The organism is Citricoccus muralis (genome assembly GCF_029637705.1).
In the GTDB taxonomy this organism is placed as follows: Bacteria; Actinomycetota; Actinomycetes; order Actinomycetales; family Micrococcaceae; genus CmP2.
This window is the reverse complement of the sequence record NZ_CP121252.1, coordinates 2,359,939-2,380,077: the sequence shown is the minus strand read 5'-3', so window position 1 is coordinate 2,380,077 and position 20,139 is coordinate 2,359,939. Positions and strand designations below refer to the sequence as shown.

Below are 20,139 nucleotides of genomic sequence, written 5' to 3'. Positions count from 1 at the left end.
CGATGGTCGTGTGACGGACCCGGTGATGTGGTTACTCGGAGAGCAACGCCTTGATGCGGTCGACACCCTCGGCCAGATCCTGGTCGCCGAGTGCGTACGACAGTCTCAGGTAGCCGGAGGGCCCAAAGGCCTCACCTGGAACGACAGCCACTTCGGCTTCTTCCAGGATGATCTCGGCCAGCTCGGCCGACGAGTTCGCCGTGCGACCGCGGATGTCCTTGCCGAGAGCCGCCTGGACATCCACATAGGCATAGAACGCGCCCTTCGGGGTGGGGCAGGTGAATCCCGGAATCTCGTTGAGCAGAGCGACCATCGTCTTGCGCCGCCGGTCGAAGGCTTCGCGCATCTCATGGACCGCGTCCAGTGACCCGGTCACGGCGGCCAGGGCGGCCCGCTGCGAGACATTGGCCACGTTGGAGGTGGCATGCGACTGCAGGTTGGTGGCTGCCTTGATGATGTCCTGCGGCCCGATCATCCAACCGACCCGCCAGCCCGTCATCGCGTACGTCTTGGCCACCCCATTGAGGATCACCGTCTGATCCGCCAGCTCAGGAACGGCCTTCACGATGGAGGTGAACGGCATCTCGTCGTAGGTGAGGTGCTCGTAGATTTCGTCGGTGACCACCCAGAGACCCCGCTCGGCGGCCCAGCGGCCCACGGCAGCCGTCTCCTCCGGGGTATAGACGGCGCCAGTGGGATTGGAGGGAGAGACGAACAACAAGACCTTGGTCTTCTCGGTCACCGCCGCATCCAACTGGTCGAGGCTGACCTTGTACTCGGCCTCGGCGCCGGCGAAAACCTCCACGGGAACACCGCCGGCCAGGCGGATTGCCTCGGGGTAGGTGGTCCAGTACGGTGCCGGGACCAGCACTTCGTCCTGTGGGTCCAACAAAGCAGCGAAGGCGTTGTAGACGGCTTGTTTACCACCGTTGGTCACCAGCACGTGGGCGGGATCGACCTCGATGCCCGAATCGCGCAGCGTTTTCTCCGCGATGGCCTTCTTCAGTTCCGGAAGCCCGCTGGCGGCGGTGTAGCGGTGGTTCTTGGGGTCCTGGGCTGCTGCTACGGCGGCATCGACAATGTAGTCCGGAGTCGCGAAGTCCGGCTCGCCCGCGCCGAATCCGATCACCGGCCGCCCTTGAGCCTTGAGTTCCTTCGCCTTGGCGGTGACGGCGAGTGTGGCTGATTCTGAAATCGCACCGAGCCGTTGGGAGACGCGGCGGTGGGGGGCAACCATGCGGAAACGGTCCTCCTGAGGTAGGGAAGCAGTGGCTAGGTTCCAGAGTAGTCCCATGTCGGTCCCCTGCCTACGGTCTTGACATCGCTCCTGTGGTGCGGCGGTGAACACCGTGGCTATCCTGGACTATCACCGTGCTCCACGTCGTGAACTTGTCGAAACGCTCACCCGCACCGTAGACTTGTCTCTCGGTGTTCAGCACCCTTACGGGGTGTGCTCGGATAACCCGAAGGGCAGTGGCGCAATTGGTAGCGCAACGGTCTCCAAAACCGTAGGTTGCAGGTTCGAGTCCTGTCTGCCCTGCGCAGGAGGTTCACGGAATACCGGAACCGCCGGCAGAACGATCAGCGATCTAGTGAGGGTACGTGTCTGAGGTAGTAGCCCAAAATGGTGGCCACGACGGCTCCGGCAAGCCTCAGAAGCGCGGCGTCTTCGGACGCCTCATGCTGTTCTTGCGGCAGGTGGTCGACGAACTTAAGAAAGTCGTTACCCCCACTCGTGAGGAACTGATCAAGATGACGGGTGTCGTCTTGGTCTTCGTGGTCATCGTCGTTCTGCTGGTGACGGGCCTCGATTGGCTCTTCGGCACGGGAGCGTCGTTCATCTTCGGTACTCCGGACGGACTCTGACGCCCACCTGGTGTCAGTGCCCCGAGCCGACCTGAACCGACGAGAGACCGTTACGACCGAACGTGCCAGACCGCGAGAAAGCAGGAACCCGTGTCCGAGCAGGAACTCGAACAGCAGAACATCGACGAGTCCACGGAACAGGCTGTCGAAGCTGACGTGACCGACGAGGTCCAGGCCGACGAAGCGCAGATCGACGACGTCGTCGAGCAGGCCGAGGCCCCTGTCCAGGACGCCGAGGTGTCCGAAGACGCTGCGGAATCCGAGACTGCTGAGGCCGAAGAGGCCGAAGAAGAGGTTCTCGACGAGGACCAGGTGGCCGAGCAGCTGCGTGCACGTCTGCGCCGCCAGCCCGGTGACTGGTACGTCATCCACACCTACGCCGGCTACGAGCGTCGCGTGAAGTCGAACCTGGAGACCCGTCTTCAGACCTTCGACATGGAAGACAACATCTACGAGATCGAGGTCCCCATGGAGGAGGCCGTCGAGATCAAGAACACCACCCGCAAGGTGGTCAACCGAGTGCGCATCCCCGGATACGTGCTCGTCCGCATGGACCTCAATGAAGAGGCCTGGGGCGTCGTTCGACACACCCCCGGTGTGACCGGCTTCGTGGGTAACGCCTACGATCCGTTCCCGCTCTCGCTGGACGAGGTCTATTCAATGCTGGCCCCGTCGGTGCTGCAGGAAGCCGCCAAGGCTGCCCAGTCCGAAGGGCGCCCCGCGCCGAAGGGCACCGAGGAAGCAGCCCCGCAGGTTTCGGTCGACTTCGAGGTCGGCGAGTCCGTCATCGTCAAGGACGGCCCGTTCGAGTCGCTGCCGGCCACGATCTCCGAGGTCAAGGTCGAAGCACGCCAGCTGGTCGTGCTCGTAACGATCTTCGAGCGCGAAACCCCGGTGACGCTGGGCTTCCACGAGGTCAGCAAGATCCAGTAACTAAAGACTTCGTCGCTACCGATTGCTTTGGTCGGCAGGCGACGGACCGGCTGCTGCGCCACAGCGGCCAACCCCCTGGCCCACGCTCCTGTGTCCCAGGGAAACCGAAGGTAGAAAAGGACCCAACATGGCCCCGAAGAAGAAGGTCTCTGGTCTGATCAAGCTGCAGATCGAAGCAGGTGCCGCTAACCCGGCTCCTCCGGTCGGTCCGGCGCTCGGCCAGCACGGCGTGAACATCATGGAGTTCTGCAAGGCGTACAACGCTGCCACAGAATCCCAGCGCGGCAACATCATCCCCGTGGAGATCACGGTCTACGAAGACCGTTCCTTCACGTTCGTCACCAAGACCCCTCCGGCCGCTCAGCTGATCAAGAAGGCAGCTGGCGTCGCGAAGGGCTCCTCCACCCCGCACACCGACAAGGTTGGCAAGCTGACCCAGGCTCAGTGTGAAGAGATCGCCCAGACCAAGATGGAAGATCTCAACGCCAACGACGTGCAGGCTGCCGCGAAGATCATCGCCGGCACAGCACGTTCCATGGGCATCACCGTCGAAGGCTGATTCCCCCTCACACCCATTCTGTGGCAGGGCCGAGCGCGGTCCGCAGACCACAACTGCACAAGGAGAACAAGCAGATGGCAAAGCGCAGCAAAGCATACAAGGCAGCCGCGGCAAAGATCGAAGATCGCCTCTACTCTCCGGCCGAGGCTATCGCCTTGGTCAAGGAGACCACCACCTCGAAGGCCAACCCCACCGTTGAGGTCGCCATGCGCCTCTCGGTTGACCCGCGTAAGGCCGACCAGATGGTGCGGGGCACCGTGAACCTGCCCCACGGCACTGGTAAGACCGCCCGCGTGGTCGTCTTCGCCACCGGCGACAAGGCCGCAGCCGCCGAGGCCGCAGGTGCCGACTTCGTCGGCTCCGACGACCTGGTCGCCAAGATTTCCGACGGCTGGACGGACTTCGACGCCGCCGTGGCCTCCCCTGAGATGATGGGCAAGGTGGGTCGCCTGGGTAAGATCCTGGGTCCCCGTAACCTGATGCCGAACCCGAAGACCGGTACCGTCACCCCCGACGTGGCCAAGGCTGTCACCGATATTAAAGGCGGCAAGATCGACTTCCGCGTCGATCGTCACGCCAACCTGCACTTCATCATCGGTAAGGTCAGCTTCGACGAGAAGCAGCTCACCGAGAACTACGCCGCCGCTCTGGAAGAGATCCTGCGTCTGAAGCCTTCGGCTTCCAAGGGTCGCTACATCCAGAAGGCCACCGTTTCGAGCACCTTCGGCCCGGGAATTGCCCTGGACCCGAACGTGACCCGTGTGGTCGGAGGCGAGGAGTAATCCTCACCATTCAAACCTCAAGGGCGCCCGACTCGTACGAGTTGGGCGCCCTTGGCGGTTAATCCGAAAGCTTGGTTCGGCCGTACGGGTCTCAGCGGGCCGCCAGGCGCACCGCTCCATCCAGGCGAATCACCGATCCATTGAGCATTGGATTCTCCAGAATCTGCAGCACCGCCAGCGCGTAATCTTGTGGCTGACCGAGCCGGTGCGGATGCAGCGTCGACTCGGCCAGGGTGGTGCGTGCTGCATCCGGCAGGCCAGCCATCATGGGCGTCTCAAACAATCCCGGGGCGATCGTCATCACCCGGATTGCATCCCGGGCCAACTCGCGGGCCAACGGCAACGTCATGGATGCCACCGCGCCCTTGGACGCGGCATAGGCAACCTGACCTACCTGCCCTTCGAACGCCGCTATTGATGCGGTGTTGATCAATGCCCCGCGGTCCTCGCCATCGAGCTCCTGGTTCTTCATTGCCGCGACCGCCTGCCCGAGTACGTTCACGGTGCCCGTGACGTTAATGTCTAGCACCCTGCGGAAGGTGTCCACTGCGATGGGCCCATCGCGTCCCACCAGCTTGCCCGGCGTGGCGATTCCAGCACAGTTCACGACCACACGTAGAGGACCATGTGTTGTCGCGGCGGCCACCGCCTGGGTGGCCACCGCCGGGTCGGTGACATCGCCCGGCACGAAAGTGGCACGCTGACCGATCTCTGCCACTGCTTCCGAGCGGCGGACCCGCTCATCATCTGGAAGATCGATAACCACCACGTGTGCGCCCGCTTCCGCTAAAGCTGTGGCGGTGGCGTGGCCGAGCCCCGAGGCTCCACCCGTGACAATGGCCGATTTTCCGTCAAGATTCACCATGGGCATAGGTCAGTCTCCATTTCATTGCATCACCAATTATTTGGTAGTAGATTATCGCAGTGAGACGCAGATCACTACCGCGTGTGAGAGGATGTCCAGCATGGCTCAGGTCCCGCATTTCATCAACGGAGCTCGCACCGTCGGGGTCGCCAACGCTACTCACCCGGTATACCGTCCGGCCACCGGTGAGATCACTGCTGAGGTGATTCTGGGCGGCGCTAGCGATGCCAGTGCGGCCATTGATGCGGCCGAGCAGGCCTTTCCAGTCTGGTCACAGACCAATCCGCAGCGCCGTGCACGAGTGCTCGCGAAATGGGTGGAACTGATCGATCAGCACAAAGACGAACTGGCGCAGACCCTTTCGTCCGAACACGGCAAGACCATCGCCGACGCCTACGGTGACATCCAGCGCGGCGTGGAGGTCGTGGAGTTCGCGGTTGGTGCCCCGCAGCTACTCAAAGGTGAGTTCACCTCCGATGCTTCCCAAGGCGTCGATGTGCATTCCCTGCGCCAGCCGCTGGGTGTGGTCGTGGGCATCACCCCGTTCAATTTCCCGGCGATGATCCCGCTCTGGAAAGCAGGAATTGCGCTGGCCGCCGGTAACACCTTCGTGCTCAAGCCCTCGGAACGCGACCCCTCCGTGCCGGTCCGCTTGGCGGAGCTGGCATTGGAAGCCGGATTGCCCGAGGGGGCGCTGAACGTGGTACAAGGCGGCAAAACGGTCGTCGACGCCCTGATCGAAGATCCCCGCGTCCAAGCCGTGGCGTTCGTCGGCTCCACCCCGATCGCTCAGTCCATCTACGCCCACGCGACGACATTGGGCAAACGCGCTCAGTGCTTCGGCGGGGCGAAAAATCACCTCATCATCATGCCGGACGCCGACATCGACCTGGCCGCTGATGCGCTGGTCGGTGCCGCCTTTGGTTCCGCGGGTGAGCGCTGCATGGCGATCTCCGTGGCGGTGCCGGTGGGCCAGGACACCGCCGACCGTCTGGTCGCGGCGCTCCAGCAGCGCATGGAAGAGCTGAGCATGGGCGCCTCAGACGATCCCGACGCCGACTACAGTGCGCTTGTCACCGCCGAAGCGAAAACCCGCGTGGAGAACTACATCCAGTCCGGCGTCGATGAGGGCGCTGAGTTGCTCGTCGACGGGCGCGGGGCCACCGTGGCCGGCCACGAGAACGGGTTCTACGTGGGTGCCACGCTTTTCGACCGGGTCACCGGCGACATGAGGATCTACCGAGAGGAGATCTTCGGCCCGGTGCTCTCGGTCATCCGCGCCGAGACTTTTGAAGAAGCGGTGCGTCTGCCCAGTGAGCACGAATTCGGCAACGGCGTCTCCATCTTTACCCGCGACGGTCAAGCTGCCCGCGATTTTGCCACCCAGGTCGACGTCGGCATGGTGGGGATCAACGTCCCCATTCCGGTACCCATCGCCTACTACAGCTTTGGCGGCTGGAAAGCCTCGGGCTTCGGCGATCTGAACCAGTACGGCACCGACGGGCTGAAGTTCTATACCAAGGTCAAAACGGTCACCACCCGCTGGCCCTCCTCGACGACCTCACAACTGAGCTTCGTGATGCCGGAGGGCAGCTGAGATGACCCAGAGCCCCGAAGTTCTGGTCGAGGTGCGCGGTCACCTCGGCATCCTCACCCTGAACCGGACCCGTGCCGCGAATGCCTTAAACGTAGGCATGGTGGAGACGCTACTGAGCACGCTGCAATCGTGGCGTGACGACGATACCGTGGCCCAGGTGGTCCTGCGCGGTGCGGGCGAGCGCGGATTGTGTGCCGGTGGCGACATCGTGGGTATCTACCGGGAGCTGACATCGTCGACTCAGGGCCACCCCGAGACCGAGCATTTCTGGCGCACCGAGTACGAACTCAACGTTCTCATCGATGAGTATCCGAAACCGTACATCGCCCTGATGGACGGGCTGACCCTAGGTGGCGGCATCGGCATTTCTGCCCACGGCTCCCACCGGCTCGTCACCGAACGGACGCGGGCCGGCATGCCCGAGACGACGATCGGTTTCATTCCCGACGTCGGCGGACCACATCTGCTCGCCCAGGCGCCGGGGGAGCGGGCTGCACACGGAGTCTATGCCGCGTTGACCGGCCAGCACCTGGGCCCTGCCGAAGCGGTGCACCTGGGACTGGCCAATGCAGCCATGGATTCCTCGCGATTGGATGAACTTGTTGACGCGCTCACCCGGGACAGCATCGACGATGTGATCCCCGCATTTCAGACCGAGGCCGGGGAATCACTGTTCGCCGCCGAGGCCGATGGCGCCCGGATCGACCGGGTCTTCGCTCAGGACACCCTGGAACACATCTTGGACTCCCTGGAGTCGCTGAGCGCCGGTGCCGAAAACGCGGACAAGGACTCCGACGCCCGCTGGGCACATGAGACACGGACAACGCTGGAAGCGAAATCACCGTCGTCGCTGGCACTGACTTTTGAGCTGGTCCGCCGCGCGGACGGTGGCAGCCTCAAAGACAGCCTGCAGCGGGAACTGACGGTAGGGATGCGCCGCTGTGACCACCCCGACTTCGCCGAAGGAATCCGTGCCCAGGTGATCGACAAAGACCGCAACCCATCCTGGACTCCGGCCAGTCTTGCCGAGGTCGACGCCGAGTGGGTGCAGGCCCAATTCGAACCGGACGAGCGCTACCGACTGTTCGCCTGAGTACCGTGGCGAACCGCGAGAGAGTGATGACCATGACCGAATCCCCTCCTCACCCCAACGCCCCCGGCGCAGACGTCCACGTCGCGTTCATTGGGCTGGGCCACATGGGTGGCCCCATGGCCGGCAACCTGGTGACCGCTGGCGTGCGGGTAACCGGCTATGACGTGGTCCCGGCCGCGGTTGAGGCAGCACGCGCCACCGGCGTGGTCATCGCCGAGGACATCCCCTCGGCGGTGCGGGAGGCCGACGTCGTGCTCACCATGCTGCCTAGCGGGGCACACGTGCACGAGGTCTACCGCGGCTCGGATGCTGATCCCTCCGGCGGAGCTCTGACCGCAGCCCGGGAAGGCACCATCTTTCTCGACTGCTCGACGATCGATGTGGCCGAAGCCCAACAAGCCGCCGAGATGGCGGTGCAAGCAGGCTTTACCGCCGCCGATGCGCCGGTGTCCGGAGGAGTGGTCGGCGCCGAAGCCGGCACTCTGGCCTTCATGGTGGGCGGCACCGACAAAACGTTCGCCGCCGTGCACCCGCTGCTGGACATCATGGGCGCGCGCATCGTGCACTGCGGTGGCCCTGGGATGGGCCAAGCGGCGAAAATCTGCAACAACATGCTGTTGGGTGTCACCATGATCGGGGCGGCCGAAGCCTTTGTGCTCGGGGAGCGACTTGGGCTCGAGCACCAAGCCCTCTTCGACGTCATCTCCCAAGCCTCCGGGCAATGTTGGGCCGTCACCACCAACTGCCCCGTGCCCGGACCGGTGCCCAGCTCGCCCGCCAACCGCGACTATCAACCCGGTTTCGCCACCGCCCTGATGAGCAAAGACCTCGGCCTGGCCGCCCAAGCGCTGGAAGCCACGGGATCGGCCGCCCCCATGGGTGCCCTGGCCCACCAGATCTACCGGGAATTTGCCGCAACCGACGGCGCGCACCGGGACTTTTCCGCCATCATTCACGAGCTGAGGGAGAACTAGCGATGACGACGAGCGAATACCCCCACCGCGACGGTGCCTTTGAGACGATCCTGGTCTCCACGGCGGGCCGGGTGGGCACCATTCAGCTGGACCGGCCCAAGGCACTGAATGCACTCAACGCGCAGACCATGGACGAGGTGGTCTCGGCAGCCCAAAAATTCGATGCCGATCCGAACATCGGAGCCATCGTGCTGCTGGGTTCCGAGCGCGCCTTCGCCGCGGGAGCCGATATCAAGGAGATGTCCCAGCAAGATTTCGCCACCATGTACGCCGCCGACTGGTTCGCCGGCTGGGACGCCCTGACCCGGCTCCGCACCCCGATCGTCGCCTCAGTCCGTGGCTTCGCCCTCGGCGGCGGTTGCGAGCTGGCGATGATGGCAGATGTTCTGATCGCCTCAGAAACGGCAACCTTTGGGCAGCCCGAGATCACCCTCGGGGTGATTCCCGGCATGGGCGGCTCCCAGCGGCTGACCCGTGCGGTGGGCAAAGCCAAGGCCATGGACTTGATTCTCACCGGACGCCGCATCGACGCCGATGAGGCCGAACGGATCGGGCTGGTGTCTCGAGTGGTCCCCGACGCCGACGCCGACGACACCGCGCGCTCCGTGGCTGCCGAGATCGCAGCGAAATCAAAGCCAGTGGCGCAGATGGCCAAGGAAGCTGTGAACGCCGCGTTTGAGACCACCCTGCATCAGGGGATCCAGTTCGAGCGGAGGGTCTTCCACGCCCTGTTCTCCACCCAAGACCAGACCGAAGGGATGGACGCGTTCGTCTCGAAGCGCGACCCGCAGTGGTCGCACTGCTGAGCCGATCTCAGTCAGGCTGGGGCGGTGTCGGCGAAATCGCCGGCGCCGATGCGTAGCTTCCGCAGTATCTGAAACAGCTCGCGGGCCTCTTCCGCGGAGAGCCCGAAACCGCTGAAATAATCACGGTTCAATGCCTCGGCCGCCTCGCGTGCCAGGCGGTGTCCCTGATCCGTGAGCACCAGCAGCACGGCGCGCCGGTCTGCCTCCACGGGACGGCGCTCCACCAATCCGTCTTTCTCCAGCCGGTCCGCCGTATGGGTCACCGAGGTGGGATGCACCTGGAGCCGGGCCGAGGCCTTACTCATCAGCATGCGCTGCTCGTGCGAAAAGCTCAGCAATGCCAACAGCTCGAATCGGGCGAAAGTGAGCGCGAACGGCTTGAGCGTCTCGTTGGCCTGATTGATCAGAATCTGCTGAACACGCACCACCGAGGTCACCGCCGCCATCGAATCTGCGACGTCCTCCCAGCCCTGGCGCACCCAGTTACTGCGGGCCTCGTGAATGGGGTCGAAAGCGAGGTCGCGGTTACGTGAGGTCTCGGGGTGGGCGGTCATCGTATGTGTCACATCTCTTCGGCGGATAACGGAACAGGATCAGTGTACGGGCGAGCAGGGCGCTTAGCGGTTATCGCGGTCCAGCTGGAGATCGCTCTCATGGAACTCCGCCGTCCGCGGTGATGCCGCCTCGTCACGGTCGGCTTCTAAACTGCGCAGGTCCACCCGGCGCACCTTCCCCGAGATGGTTTTCGGCAGCTCACGGAACTCAATGAGCCGGATCCGCTTGTATGGCGGCAGCTTGGTCAGCGTGTGCTGCAGAATCTGCTGCGCCGTCTCCCTGGTGGGCTCGACGCCGGAAGCCAAGGTGACGAACGCCTTCGGGATGGTGAGCCGCAGTTCGTCGGGAACGGGCACGACTGCTGCCTCCAGCACCGCCGGGTGCTCCACCAGCACCGATTCCAGCTCGAAGGGCGAGATCTTGTAGTCCGAGGATTTGAAGACGTCATCGGAGCGTCCCACATAGGTGTAGACACCGTGCTCGTTCACCGAGGCAATGTCGCCGGTGTGATAGAGGCCGTCTCGGAAGGCTTCCTCCGTCTTCTCGGCGTCGCCGGAATAGCCGCGCATCAGGCCGATCGGTCGCGGTTCCAGCTTCAGACAGATTTCGCCCTCGCGCGCCTCGGCGCCGGTGATCGGGTCAACGAGCACGACGTCGAATCCGGGCAACGGGCGGCCCATGGAACCAATCTCCAAACGCTGGCCTGGGGTGTTCGCAATCTGCAGGCTTGATTCTGTCTGGCCGAATCCATCGCGGATGGTGGCGCCCCACGCCCGGTGCACCTGGTCGATCACCTCAGCGTTGAGCGGCTCACCAGCCGAGACAGTTTTCTGCGGCGGGTGCTTCATCGTGCTCAGGTCCGCTTTGATCAGCATCCGCCACACGGTGGGTGGAGCACAGAAGCTGGTGACCCCGTTGGCGTCCATCGCCGACATGAGGCCAGCGGCGTCGAACTTGCGGTAATTCAACACAAAGATGGTGGCCTCGGCAATCCACGGGGCGAAGAAATTCGACCAGGCGTGCTTGGCCCAGCCCGGGCTAGCCAGGTTCAGGTGCACGTCCCCGGGCTCCAGCCCGATCCAATACATCGTGCTGAGGTGTCCCACGGGGTAGGAGACGTGGGTATGCTCGACCAGTTTCGGCTTCGACGTGGTGCCGGAGGTGAAGTACAGCAGGAGCGTGTCCTCGGCCGGGGTGGGAGCCTCGGGCTGGAAATGACCATCGCACTGATACGCCTCGGTGAAATTCAGGACGCTGCGCTCACTCAGCCGTGGGAGGATGGCATCTGGCGTGTAATATCCGGGCACCGAGATCACGGTGTAGTCGCCGGCGACGTCTGCGAATTTGTGAGCATCCGTCGCGCTGACGATCACCCAGCGAGCCGAGGCCCGATTGACGCGATCCTGCAAGTCTTCCGGACCCATCTGGGTGGTGGTCGGAATCATCACCGCACCGGTCTTGATGCAGCCCAACATCGACTCCCAGAGCTCAATCTGGTTGTTCAGCATCAGGATCACGCGGTCGCCGCGCTGAACGCCGACGCGCTGCAGCCACTGAGCCACCTTGTTCGAATCCCGGGAAAGTTCAGCGAAAGTCCGGCGCAACACCTGCCCGTCTTCTTCGGCGATCACGAGAGCGGCAGCGTCTTTTCGTTCGCTCGTGTCCGCCACCGCGTCGAACCAATCCAGGCCGAAATTGAAATGCTCGAAGTGAGGCCACTCGAAATCCGCTCTGGCCTGATCCCAATCAAGCTGGTGATCGACCAAACGGTCGCGGACACGGCGGAATTGTTCAGTGACAGTCAGCATCATGCCCTCCATCATCGCGCTGTGAACTGGTTCACACAAATGTACTTTGATGACCTATAATTGGCAATGGGATGATCTGAAGGGCGATAACTTAGAGGGGGCGAGATGCTGCAGGTGACCCATTGTGATGCAGGTGATTTCTCCGGCGGTGACCTGCTCGGGTTGCGCCGTCGACTCTCGACCGCAGAGCGGGAACAGCTCGCCGCGATCGATGAGGGGGTTGAAGCTCGGATTGCGACACCAGCGCTTGAAGCCTGGAATCGTGACGCTTTCGCTCCGGATCTGCTCCCGGACTTAGTGGATCTCGGATTCGGCGACCTGGTGCTCAGCGGGGCGTCGCACCTGTACCAAGGTCTCGCACATGCGGCTCTGGCCCGTGCGGATTTATCGCTCTCGGCACTGGTAGGGATCCATAACGAGCTGATTATCGGCATGATCCACACCTTTGGTTCCCCGAAGCAGCAAGACACCTGGTTGCCCCGACTGCGCGCCATGGAAGCGCTCGGGGCGTTCTGCATGACCGAGCCGGGCCATGGGTCGGATGTGGCTGGCGGCATGGAGACGCAGGTGCGCCGCGAGGGAAGCGGGTGGGTGCTCAACGGTGCCAAACGCTGGATCGGGCTCGGCACCCTGGCCGATATTGCGTTGGTGTGGGCGCGCGATGCCGAGGATGGGAGGGTGAAATGCTTCCTCGTCCCCACGGATGCCCCCGGGTATGTGGCGACGAAAATTGAGCACAAGATCGGCCTGCGCATCATGCAGAACGCCGACATTACCTTCGACGAGGTCCGGCTGCCCGCCACTGCATTACTTCCCGGGGCGGTGTCATTCAATGCTGCCAATGATCTGCTGTGCGTCTCGCGCGCCTGGGTGGGGTGGCAAGCGGTGGGCGCTCAACAATCAGTCCTGTCGATCCTGCGTGACTATGTCACCGAGCGCCAACAGTTCGGACGACCGCTGGCCGGGTTCCAGCTCATCCAGGGGGCACTGTCGCAGATTGCGGGGAATCTCGCGCTATCGACCTCGCTCATGGCCGACATCGCCCGACTTCAAGACGACGGGGGGCTCGACATGGCTCAGGCGGCACTCGCGAAGGCGACGGTCACGCGGCTCGCGCGGGAATCCGCCGCAATGGGGCGGGATGCGATGGGTGGCAACGGAATCGTCGCGGATTTCGGGATGGCTAAAACGATGTGCGATATCGAGGCGATCTACACTTATGAGGGGACGCATTCGATCAACTCCTTGATCGTAGGCCGGGCACTCACCGGAGTCTCCGCCTTTGTTTGACCGTGAATTTGGTGGCGCGCGCCCGCTGCATGTACGATGAAGTCACCAAAGACCGCCGGTCGTTGTTTCTGGTGTCCACTTGGCAGTGGATCCCGCAGAAGGAACAGCTGTAAAGACTTCTCTAGATGAAGCGACCTGCGCAGGTGAACACGAGCCGCTGACGCGTCAGTCTAGACGTATGCAACGCCCTGTGCACCTGCACGGGGCGTTTTTTCATGTGAGTGAAACAGCAAGGCCGGTCCCAGTACTGGAAAGGAGTGCCATGGCGACGTCTGAGAAAGCCGCAGCAGTGGCCGAGTTGACGGAACTTTTCCGTAACTCTGCAGCTGCCGTGCTGACGGAATACCGTGGTCTCACTGTGGACGAGCTGAAGCAGTTGCGACGCTCCCTCGGTGAGAACGCCACCTACGCCGTGGTGAAGAACACGCTGACCGATATTGCGGCTAAGGAAGCCGGCATCGACGCCTTCGAAGGCAAGATGTCAGGTCCCTCCGCAATCGCTTTCGTCTCCGGTGATCCGGTGGACGTGGCGAAGGCTGTGCGTGACTTTGCCAAGGACCACGACAAGTTGATCATCAAGGGCGGCTACATGGATGGCCAGACCCTGGATGTCGACGGTGTCAAGAAGCTCGCGGATCTTGAGTCTCGCGAGGTTCTGCTGGCCAAGCTGGCAGGTGCCATGAAGGGCAACCTGTCGAAGGCCGCAGCCCTGTTCCAGGCTCCGCTGTCCAAGACTGTTCGTACCGTGGAAGCCCTGCGCGTCCGCAACGAAGAGTCCGCAGCTGCCTGATATTAGAACACCGGCAGGAACCTGCCACCCCCAAGATCCGCACGTTTCACCGAAACGATCTGACAACGTAAAGGAGCCATCACCATGGCTAAGCTGACCACCGAAGAACTGCTGGACGCCTTCAAGGAACTGTCCCTGATCGAGCTCTCCGAGTTCATCAAGGCCTTCGAGGAAGAGTTCGACGTGACCGCCGCTGCTCCGGTCGCCGTTGCTGGCGCTGCTGCCCCGGCTGCCGGCGGCGAGGCTGCCGCTGCTGAAGAGCAGACCGAGTTCGACGTCGTCCTGGAAGCTGCCGGCGACAAGAAGATCGGCGTCATCAAGGAAGTTCGCGCTCTGACCTCGCTGGGTCTGAAGGAAGCCAAGGAGCTCGTCGACGGCGCTCCGAAGCCTGTCCTCGAGGGCGTCAACAAGGAGACCGCCGACAAGGCCAAGGAGCAGCTCGAGGGCGCTGGCGCGACCGTCACCCTGAAGTGATGATCGCGGCCTGAGCCGCTAGCTGTACCTCAACGGTCCCCAGATCCACCACGGATCTGGGGACCGTTTTGTCTGTCTGAACTCACGACGCCAATTCACGGGGCCTTCAGGAATCCACCAGGGCGCACCCACCTGCTGTTTCTAAAGTATTCGCTGATGTCCAACCTGACCGCACCCCGCGATACCCACACTCCGGCGCCCGCACCGGACGGTACAACGCACCGCGATGTCGTCGTTGATACCGCCCCGCCGCGGCTGGCGGCCCTGGATGTGACCCGGCTGATCGCCGCGCTGGCCGTCATGCTGTTCCACTGGACTGCGTTTCACCACACCTACTGGGCCGGGGCTGAACGCGACCAGACCGCCGCCGAAGTGTGGCCCACTCTCAGCCTGGTGAGTTCCTGGGGCAACCTCGGGGTGCAACTCTTCTTCATCATCTCCGGCTTCGTCATTCTGCTCAGCTGTTGGGGACGGAGTCCAGCCCGATTCATTGCCTCCCGGGTGGGGCGGCTATATCCGGCCTATCTGGTGGCCGTCCTCGCCGCGGCGGCCCTGCAGTTCGTCATCTGGCCGGACATGGGTACCAACCGCGAGCCTTGGGAACTGTTGCCGAACCTGACCATGTTCCAGGGCGGCTTCCCCGGGGTGGGACACCTGGACGCGGTGTACTGGACACTGTGGGTCGAGATGAAGTTCTACCTGCTGATGACACTGTTCTGCTGGATCGGAATCACCGCCCGCCGGGTGCTCGTCGTTGCCGTGACGTGGCCGATAGCCGGGCTGATGCTGCAGGGGATCGGCCCGGCGCTGGGCTTCCCCGTTTGGTTGCGGGATCTGGTGGATCAGGTGATGTTCCCCGAATACGCACCCCTGTTCGCCGGAGGAATGGTGCTGTATCTGGTCTACAGCCACGGGCACAGCCTGGCTCGCTGGGGTGCGGTCGCGCTGAACGCGGTGCTGGCCGCCGTGCTACGGGCAAATTCCGCGGTGGAGGGGACGCCGGAGGTGACCGGATACTCCCATCCCTGGTGGGCCTACGTGCTGGTGGTGCTGGGACTTTTCGTCCTGGTGGCCGCGGTGACGCTCACCCCGTGGTCTCGGTGGCGGATTCCAGGGTCATCCCTGGCCGGGAACCTGACCTATCCGGTGTATCTGCTGCATCAACTGTGGGGCTGGTGGATCATCTGGTTGCTGGCCGACCATCTGCCCGCGCCGGCGGTACTGGCGACGGCGATCTGTGTAGTGCTGGTGGCGGCGTGGTGCGTGCACCGCTGGATCGAGCGCCCCTGGGGTCCGCGCCTGCGCGCCCGGGTGCTGCGGGTGCTGGAGCCCCGAGCAGAGGCAACCGAAGCAAGGACCCCTTAGGACTTCTGGAGCGAGATCGGCCGGGTGAGCAGCGCGGCGTCGACGTAGGCGACCTCACCATTGTCCACGCGCGGCGTCGAGGTGTGGTAGGCGTGGTCCAGCACGGTACGGATCAGGGTGCCGTGGGTGACCAAGACAATCCGCTCGTCGGGGTGCTGTGCTGCCAGCCGCACACAAACCGTGTGGGCGCGGGCCAATACTGAGTCCTCGGACTCGCCCTGGTTCATCAGCGCCTGGCGCTCGGCGTCGTCGAGCCCCGCGACCGAGGCGCCCTCCGCAAAACCGAAATCACGCTCGGCGAGGTCGTCGGCGATCTCGAGGACGGGGGTGCCGATGATGTCCGCGATGCGCTCGGCGGTCTGTCGGGCGCGGATCAAGGGAGAGGAGACGATCCGATCCCAGACCCCGTACCGCGAGAGATCCCCCCCGGCCAGGGATGCTTGATGGCGACCGGCCGCGGTGAGCACATTATCGGTGACCCCTTGCAAGAGTCGCAGTTGATTCCACTCGGTCTGGCCATGCCGCACTAGTGCCCAGCGCACGTTCACCACGCTCCTACGGTGGCGTCCTGACGGGCGGGCCCACCCACGAAGAGGCGCGCGTGACCGATCTCCACGCGCACCGCATCGCCTTCCACCAGATCGGTGCTGCGCTGGAAGACCCGGGTGGCGGTGCCCGCCCAATCAATGCTCACCTCGACGCCGTGCTGGCCGTGCAACACAGACACCACCCGGGCATGATCCTCGGGTGGGGTGGCGGTGGGGTCCAAGCGGGTGAGTCGCACGTCGTCGGGGGACACCGTGAGGGTGGCGTGGTGGGTGCTCTCGCCACGCTGGTGCTGGTCCACCCAGGTAATGCCAGCCGGTGGACGCAGATGCGGGTGCTGCGGGTAGAAGCGGTGGCCCGAGACGACGCCGTGGAAACGGGTGGCATCTGCGAGGAACGTCGCGACGAAACTCGAAGCGGGCTCGCGCAAGAGCTGCTGTGGGGTGCCGATCTGGACGATCTCTCCGTGGTTGAGCACCACGAGCCGATCCGCCAGGGCAATGGCTTCGGCCCGATCGTGGGTGACATGGACGGTGGTGAGGTGTTCTTCGCGGGTGAGGCGCTTGATCTCCATCCGCAGTCGAGCGCGCAGCGGCTCGTCCAGGGCGGAGAGGGCCTCGTCGAGCAGCAATGCTTGCGGGCGGGCCACGATGGCGCGGGCCAGGGCGACGCGCTGCCGCTGACCTCCGGAGAGCTGGTTCGGCATCCGTGAGGCGTAGTCGCTGAGCCCGACCTGCTCGATGACCTCGGCCACTCGGGTATCAAGGTCCCGCCGCGGAGTGCCGGTGCGGCGTAGCGGGTAGGACACGTTCTTCTGGACGCTCAAATGCGGCCAGACGGCGTGATCCTGGAAGACCATGCCCAGGCGGCGCCGCTCCGGTGGCACCCAGGCGCCGTCGTGGGAGACCACCTCGCGCTCGCCGATGCGGATGACCCCGGAGGAGGGGCGCAGGAATCCGGCGATGGTGCGCAGCAGCGTGGTTTTGCCCGAACCGGAGGGGCCGATGAGGGCGACGAACTCGCCTTCGGCCACTTCGAGATCGATATCGGATAGACCGAGCTGTCCTGCGCCGTAGCGGTGGGTGAGCTGGGAGAGGGTGATGGTTGCCATGGGTGGGTCCTGATCCTGAGGAGGGTCGAGCGGAATCCGGTCAGCCTTTCGACTGCCGTGCGGTGATGGCGGCTGCGGTACTGAGGCCGATGATCCCGACGATCACGACCACCAGGGCCAGCGCGGAGGCGGAGTTGTAATCCCCGGCTTGCTGCAGGTTGAAGATGGTCACGCCGAGGGTCTGGGTCCCCGGGGCCACCAACAGGATGGAGATGGTCAGCTCGCGGACGGCGGTGAGGAACACCACCAGTCCGGCGGATGCGAGCACCGGCAGCGCCAGTCGGGCGCTGACGTCGACCAGGGCGCGTAATCGCGAGGCCCCGGAGATCTGCGCGGCTTCTTCGAGCGATGCAGAGATGGTGCTCAGGGGGGCCCGCACCTGTTGCACGACGATCGCCAAGAACGCCATCACATAGGCGCCCAGGATGACCCAGGGCGTGTTGAAGATGCCCAGCTGCGGAGCGATGAGTAGCCAGCCCACCGCGATGACCAGCCCGGGCAGGGCCTGGGGGAGGGTGGCCAGGCCGTCCAGCAGGGCGTTGCTGCGGTGGCGCACACGCACGAGCAACATCGCGACCACCAAGCCCAGCACCATGCACGCGAGGGCTGACCCTCCGGCGAGCAGCACCGAGTTCTGCACTCCGGACATCGCTCCGGGGGAACTCAGGGCGCGGTCAATATTGGTCAGAGTGAGGTTTTCCCAGGTGAGCGGCACCCCGGGGGCGGGCAGCAGCGCCTGGGAAGCCAGCGCGAACAGGGGAAGGACGCAGACGACCAGCGCCCAGCCCCAAGACAGTAGTGCCAGGCCGGCGCGGGGGATGGCGCCGACGTCGAACCGGGCGGAGGCGGCCCCGGCGGTGAGCTGCGCATCCTGGGGCAACCGGCGCTGGGCGAGGACGGCGAGCACCGCCAATGCCATCAACACCAGCCCCATAGCGGAGACGGCAGGCAGCGGGTTCGTCGTCGTTGACGAGGATAATTCCCGGTACACCAACGTGGTCAGGGTGGTGTAGCGCTCGGGCAGGCCAATCAGGGCGGGGATCCCAAAATCGGAGAGATTTGCGACGACGGTGAGAATGAAGGCAGCCACCAGGCCGGGACGCATCAGGGGCAGGGTCACGGTGGTCAGCACCCGCCAGGGCGAGGCGCCGGCGATGCGGGCGGCTTCTTCCAGGTTGCCGGGGATCCGCTTCAGGGTTCCCGAGATCACCAGGTACGCCATCGGGTAGGAATGCACGGTGAGGAGGAAGACCACGCCCCAGCCGCCGAAAATCGAGATCCGGGTGTCCATTCCGAGGGCGGAGAGCAGCTGATTCACCGGACCGTTGACGCCGAGGAGCGCCATCCACGACATCGCGCCGATGAACGGCGGGATGAGGAAGGGCAACAGGATCAGCCAGCGCAGCACCTGGCGTCCGGGGAACGCGAAACGGTCCAGCGCCAGGGCGAAGAACGCGCCCAGCACGGTGGCCCCGAGGGCAGAACCGGTGGCGGAGAGGATCGAGTTGAGGGTGGCCTGGCCGACAGCGGGGCGAGCCAGGGCGGCCAGGGCGTCGGGGCGGGCGCCCATCACCGTCAACGCGATGAGTGGGTAGATCACGACGAGCCCGATGAGGGCGAAGGCTACCCAACGCAGCCAGCGCACCCCATCGGGGCCAGTCATAATCGTGGTAGAGGTCTGGCTCATTGCACCATCGAGTTGAAGAGGTCGACAGCCTCGGTCTGGGTGGCGGCGATCTCGTCCAGATCCGGGTCCAGCAGGTTCAGTTCGGCCAACTCGGGGGCACCTTCCGGCACGCCGACGTCGCCGCGCACCGGCAGGTAGGACTGCTCGACGGCCAACTGCTGGCCCTCCTCGGAGATGAGGAAGTCGACAAAGGCGTTGGCGGTCTCCTGGTTCTCCGAGTCCGCGAACACGCCAGCGGGCTGTGAGACGTAGGGGACACCGTCGGTGGGGTATTCCAGATCGACGGGGGAGCCCTGCTCGGCCAGCTCGCGGATCACATAGTCGACGACGATGCCGATGCCGTTGGTGCCGCCGGCCACGGCCTGCCCCACCGGGCCGTTGCTCTCCAACACGGTCGGATCATTGGCCACCAGGTCCTCCAGCCACGTCTCGCCCAGCTCGTCCTCGGCCAGCCACACCGCCGTGTTGAACGCGGCCGCACCCGAGACATCGGGGTTCGGCATGGCGATCTGGCCGGAATAGTCGGGGTCGGTCAGCTCAGCCCAGCTGCTGGGTGCCTCGGAGATGACCTCGGTGTTGTAAGCGATGACGGTGGGGATGATGCGGGTGCCCACCCAGAAGCCCTCCTCGTCCACGAGGTTGTCTTCCAGATCGCCGGCGTGGTCGATGTCGAGCTCGGCCAGGGTGCCCTCGGCAGCGTATGCCTCGAAAGTGGGAACATCGGCGGCCAGCAGCACGTCGGCCTGGATGCCGCCGGATTCCTGCTCGGTGGCCAGGCGGGCCTTCAGCTCGCCGGTGGCCGCACGGAAGACCTCGACGTTGGCGCCGTCGTGCTGCTCTTCGAACGCAGCCACGATCTCGTCGATTTTGGCCTGGGGTTCGGAGGTGTAGACGGTGATGGTCTCACCGGAGGCTGCTGCAGCGTCGGTGGAATCATCGCCAGATGCGGAGCCACAGGCGGTGAGGGCGGCCGCGGCGGTCAGAGCAGCCAGGGAGAGGAGGATGGTGCGGGAACGGGAGGACGGGGAACGGTACATG

20 protein-coding genes and 1 tRNA gene are annotated in these 20,139 nt (G+C 64.3%); 13 read left to right on the top strand and 8 right to left on the bottom strand.

Going from position 1 to position 20,139, the window contains the following annotated elements; translation table 11 throughout:
* Positions 1-31: 31 nt before the first annotated feature.
* Positions 32-1,237 (bottom strand): pyridoxal phosphate-dependent aminotransferase, encoded by a 1,206-nt coding sequence (locus tag P8192_RS10875; protein WP_278156977.1) that lies wholly within the window; start codon positions 1,235-1,237, stop codon positions 32-34.
* Between the two features lie 230 nt (positions 1,238-1,467).
* On the opposite strand from P8192_RS10875, the gene P8192_RS10870 reads away from it, so the two are divergent.
* From P8192_RS10870 to rplA, 5 genes are all read left to right on the top strand, one after another.
* Positions 1,468-1,540: transfer RNA gene (locus P8192_RS10870), tRNA-Trp, on the top strand.
* Between the two features lie 62 nt (positions 1,541-1,602).
* Positions 1,603-1,866 (top strand): preprotein translocase subunit SecE, encoded by a 264-nt coding sequence (gene secE, locus P8192_RS10865; protein WP_270107436.1) that lies wholly within the window; start codon positions 1,603-1,605, stop codon positions 1,864-1,866.
* Positions 1,867-1,956: 90 nt separating this feature from the next.
* Complete coding sequence (gene nusG / locus P8192_RS10860) at positions 1,957-2,799, top strand: transcription termination/antitermination protein NusG (RefSeq protein ID WP_278156973.1); 843 nt, start codon at positions 1,957-1,959, stop codon at positions 2,797-2,799.
* A gap of 127 nt (positions 2,800-2,926) precedes the next feature.
* A complete protein-coding gene (gene rplK / locus P8192_RS10855; RefSeq protein ID WP_270107438.1) occupies positions 2,927-3,358 on the top strand; it encodes a 50S ribosomal protein L11 in 432 nt (143 codons plus the stop codon).
* 74 nt (positions 3,359-3,432) lie between these two features.
* Positions 3,433-4,140 carry a 50S ribosomal protein L1 gene (gene rplA, locus P8192_RS10850; protein ID WP_270107439.1) on the top strand — a complete coding sequence of 236 codons (708 nt, stop codon included), beginning with the start codon at positions 3,433-3,435 and terminating at the stop codon, positions 4,138-4,140.
* A gap of 91 nt (positions 4,141-4,231) precedes the next feature.
* Here the strand turns inward: rplA and P8192_RS10845 are convergent, their stop codons facing one another.
* Entirely contained in the window at positions 4,232-5,005 is a 774-nt protein-coding gene (locus P8192_RS10845) for an SDR family NAD(P)-dependent oxidoreductase (RefSeq protein WP_431521111.1), read from the bottom strand.
* Positions 5,006-5,105: 100 nt separating this feature from the next.
* Between P8192_RS10845 and P8192_RS10840 the strand changes: the two genes are divergently transcribed.
* Genes P8192_RS10840 through P8192_RS10825 form a run of 4 tightly spaced genes read left to right on the top strand, consistent with a single transcriptional unit; the run spans position 5,106 to position 9,475 of the window.
* Positions 5,106-6,602, top strand: a complete 1,497-nt coding sequence (locus P8192_RS10840) for a CoA-acylating methylmalonate-semialdehyde dehydrogenase (protein WP_278156969.1) — start codon at positions 5,106-5,108, stop codon at positions 6,600-6,602.
* Position 6,603: 1 nt separating this feature from the next.
* Positions 6,604-7,695: an enoyl-CoA hydratase/isomerase family protein gene (locus P8192_RS10835; RefSeq protein ID WP_278156967.1), complete on the top strand. Its 1,092-nt coding sequence runs from the start codon at positions 6,604-6,606 to the stop codon at positions 7,693-7,695.
* Positions 7,696-7,727: 32 nt separating this feature from the next.
* The gene (mmsB, locus tag P8192_RS10830; protein ID WP_278156965.1) at positions 7,728-8,669 is read left to right on the top strand and encodes a 3-hydroxyisobutyrate dehydrogenase; all 942 of its coding nucleotides are present in this window, start codon (positions 7,728-7,730) and stop codon (positions 8,667-8,669) included.
* A 2-nt stretch (positions 8,670-8,671) separates the two neighbouring features.
* On the top strand, positions 8,672-9,475 hold the full coding sequence (locus tag P8192_RS10825; protein ID WP_278156963.1) for an enoyl-CoA hydratase: 804 nt from the start codon (positions 8,672-8,674) through the stop codon (positions 9,473-9,475).
* 11 nt (positions 9,476-9,486) lie between these two features.
* Here P8192_RS10825 and P8192_RS10820 read toward each other — a convergent pair whose 3' ends face one another.
* Positions 9,487-10,029, bottom strand: a complete 543-nt coding sequence (locus tag P8192_RS10820) for a MarR family winged helix-turn-helix transcriptional regulator (RefSeq protein WP_278156961.1) — start codon at positions 10,027-10,029, stop codon at positions 9,487-9,489.
* Positions 10,030-10,092: 63 nt separating this feature from the next.
* Positions 10,093-11,835, bottom strand: coding sequence for an AMP-binding protein (locus P8192_RS10815; RefSeq protein ID WP_431521178.1), 1,743 nt, complete (start codon positions 11,833-11,835; stop codon positions 10,093-10,095).
* 108 nt (positions 11,836-11,943) lie between these two features.
* On the opposite strand from P8192_RS10815, the gene P8192_RS10810 reads away from it, so the two are divergent.
* From P8192_RS10810 to P8192_RS10795, 4 genes are all read left to right on the top strand, one after another.
* Positions 11,944-13,128, top strand: a complete 1,185-nt coding sequence (locus P8192_RS10810) for an acyl-CoA dehydrogenase family protein (protein ID WP_278156957.1) — start codon at positions 11,944-11,946, stop codon at positions 13,126-13,128.
* Between the two features lie 262 nt (positions 13,129-13,390).
* Positions 13,391-13,918: a 50S ribosomal protein L10 gene (rplJ, locus tag P8192_RS10805; protein ID WP_278156955.1), complete on the top strand. Its 528-nt coding sequence runs from the start codon at positions 13,391-13,393 to the stop codon at positions 13,916-13,918.
* Between the two features lie 84 nt (positions 13,919-14,002).
* Entirely contained in the window at positions 14,003-14,392 is a 390-nt protein-coding gene (gene rplL, locus P8192_RS10800) for a 50S ribosomal protein L7/L12 (protein ID WP_278156953.1), read from the top strand.
* Positions 14,393-14,548: 156 nt separating this feature from the next.
* Positions 14,549-15,757 (top strand): acyltransferase family protein, encoded by a 1,209-nt coding sequence (locus P8192_RS10795; protein ID WP_278156952.1) that lies wholly within the window; start codon positions 14,549-14,551, stop codon positions 15,755-15,757.
* On the opposite strand, the gene P8192_RS10790 is transcribed toward P8192_RS10795, so the two are convergent.
* Genes P8192_RS10790 through P8192_RS10775 form a run of 4 tightly spaced genes read right to left on the bottom strand, consistent with a single transcriptional unit; the run spans position 15,754 to position 20,138 of the window.
* Positions 15,754-16,308 carry a histidine phosphatase family protein gene (locus P8192_RS10790; RefSeq protein WP_278156950.1) on the bottom strand — a complete coding sequence of 185 codons (555 nt, stop codon included), beginning with the start codon at positions 16,306-16,308 and terminating at the stop codon, positions 15,754-15,756. The two genes, P8192_RS10795 and P8192_RS10790, sit on opposite strands and share 4 nt — an antisense overlap.
* Positions 16,302-17,414, bottom strand: a complete 1,113-nt coding sequence (locus P8192_RS10785; RefSeq protein ID WP_278156948.1) for an ABC transporter ATP-binding protein — start codon at positions 17,412-17,414, stop codon at positions 16,302-16,304. Before P8192_RS10785 ends, P8192_RS10790 begins: the two co-directional genes overlap by 7 nt.
* Positions 17,415-17,454: 40 nt before the next feature.
* The gene (locus P8192_RS10780) at positions 17,455-19,101 is read right to left on the bottom strand and encodes an ABC transporter permease (protein WP_278156946.1); all 1,647 of its coding nucleotides are present in this window, start codon (positions 19,099-19,101) and stop codon (positions 17,455-17,457) included.
* The gene (locus P8192_RS10775; protein ID WP_278156944.1) at positions 19,098-20,138 is read right to left on the bottom strand and encodes an ABC transporter substrate-binding protein; all 1,041 of its coding nucleotides are present in this window, start codon (positions 20,136-20,138) and stop codon (positions 19,098-19,100) included. Before P8192_RS10775 ends, P8192_RS10780 begins: the two co-directional genes overlap by 4 nt.
* Position 20,139 lies beyond the last annotated feature (1 nt).

Bases quoted from the DNA above. Each gene is read 5' to 3' on its own strand.
- rplL (WP_278156953.1), top strand. From the start codon at position 14,003: ATGGCTAAGCTGACCACCGAAGAACTGCTGGACGCCTTCAAGGAACTG.
- mmsB (WP_278156965.1), top strand. From the start codon at position 7,728: ATGACCGAATCCCCTCCTCACCCCAACGCCCCCGGCGCAGACGTCCAC.
- rplJ (WP_278156955.1), top strand. From the start codon at position 13,391: ATGGCGACGTCTGAGAAAGCCGCAGCAGTGGCCGAGTTGACGGAACTT.
- rplK (WP_270107438.1), top strand. From the start codon at position 2,927: ATGGCCCCGAAGAAGAAGGTCTCTGGTCTGATCAAGCTGCAGATCGAA.
- P8192_RS10875 (WP_278156977.1), bottom strand. From the start codon at position 1,237: ATGGTTGCCCCCCACCGCCGCGTCTCCCAACGGCTCGGTGCGATTTCA.
- rplA (WP_270107439.1), top strand. From the start codon at position 3,433: ATGGCAAAGCGCAGCAAAGCATACAAGGCAGCCGCGGCAAAGATCGAA.
- P8192_RS10825 (WP_278156963.1), top strand. From the start codon at position 8,672: ATGACGACGAGCGAATACCCCCACCGCGACGGTGCCTTTGAGACGATC.
- P8192_RS10785 (WP_278156948.1), bottom strand. From the start codon at position 17,414: ATGGCAACCATCACCCTCTCCCAGCTCACCCACCGCTACGGCGCAGGA.
- P8192_RS10835 (WP_278156967.1), top strand. From the start codon at position 6,604: ATGACCCAGAGCCCCGAAGTTCTGGTCGAGGTGCGCGGTCACCTCGGC.
- P8192_RS10820 (WP_278156961.1), bottom strand. From the start codon at position 10,029: ATGACCGCCCACCCCGAGACCTCACGTAACCGCGACCTCGCTTTCGAC.
- P8192_RS10845 (WP_431521111.1), bottom strand. From the start codon at position 5,005: ATGGTGAATCTTGACGGAAAATCGGCCATTGTCACGGGTGGAGCCTCG.
- P8192_RS10775 (WP_278156944.1), bottom strand. From the start codon at position 20,138: ATGTACCGTTCCCCGTCCTCCCGTTCCCGCACCATCCTCCTCTCCCTG.
- P8192_RS10780 (WP_278156946.1), bottom strand. From the start codon at position 19,101: ATGAGCCAGACCTCTACCACGATTATGACTGGCCCCGATGGGGTGCGC.
- P8192_RS10840 (WP_278156969.1), top strand. From the start codon at position 5,106: ATGGCTCAGGTCCCGCATTTCATCAACGGAGCTCGCACCGTCGGGGTC.
- P8192_RS10810 (WP_278156957.1), top strand. From the start codon at position 11,944: ATGCTGCAGGTGACCCATTGTGATGCAGGTGATTTCTCCGGCGGTGAC.
- P8192_RS10795 (WP_278156952.1), top strand. From the start codon at position 14,549: ATGTCCAACCTGACCGCACCCCGCGATACCCACACTCCGGCGCCCGCA.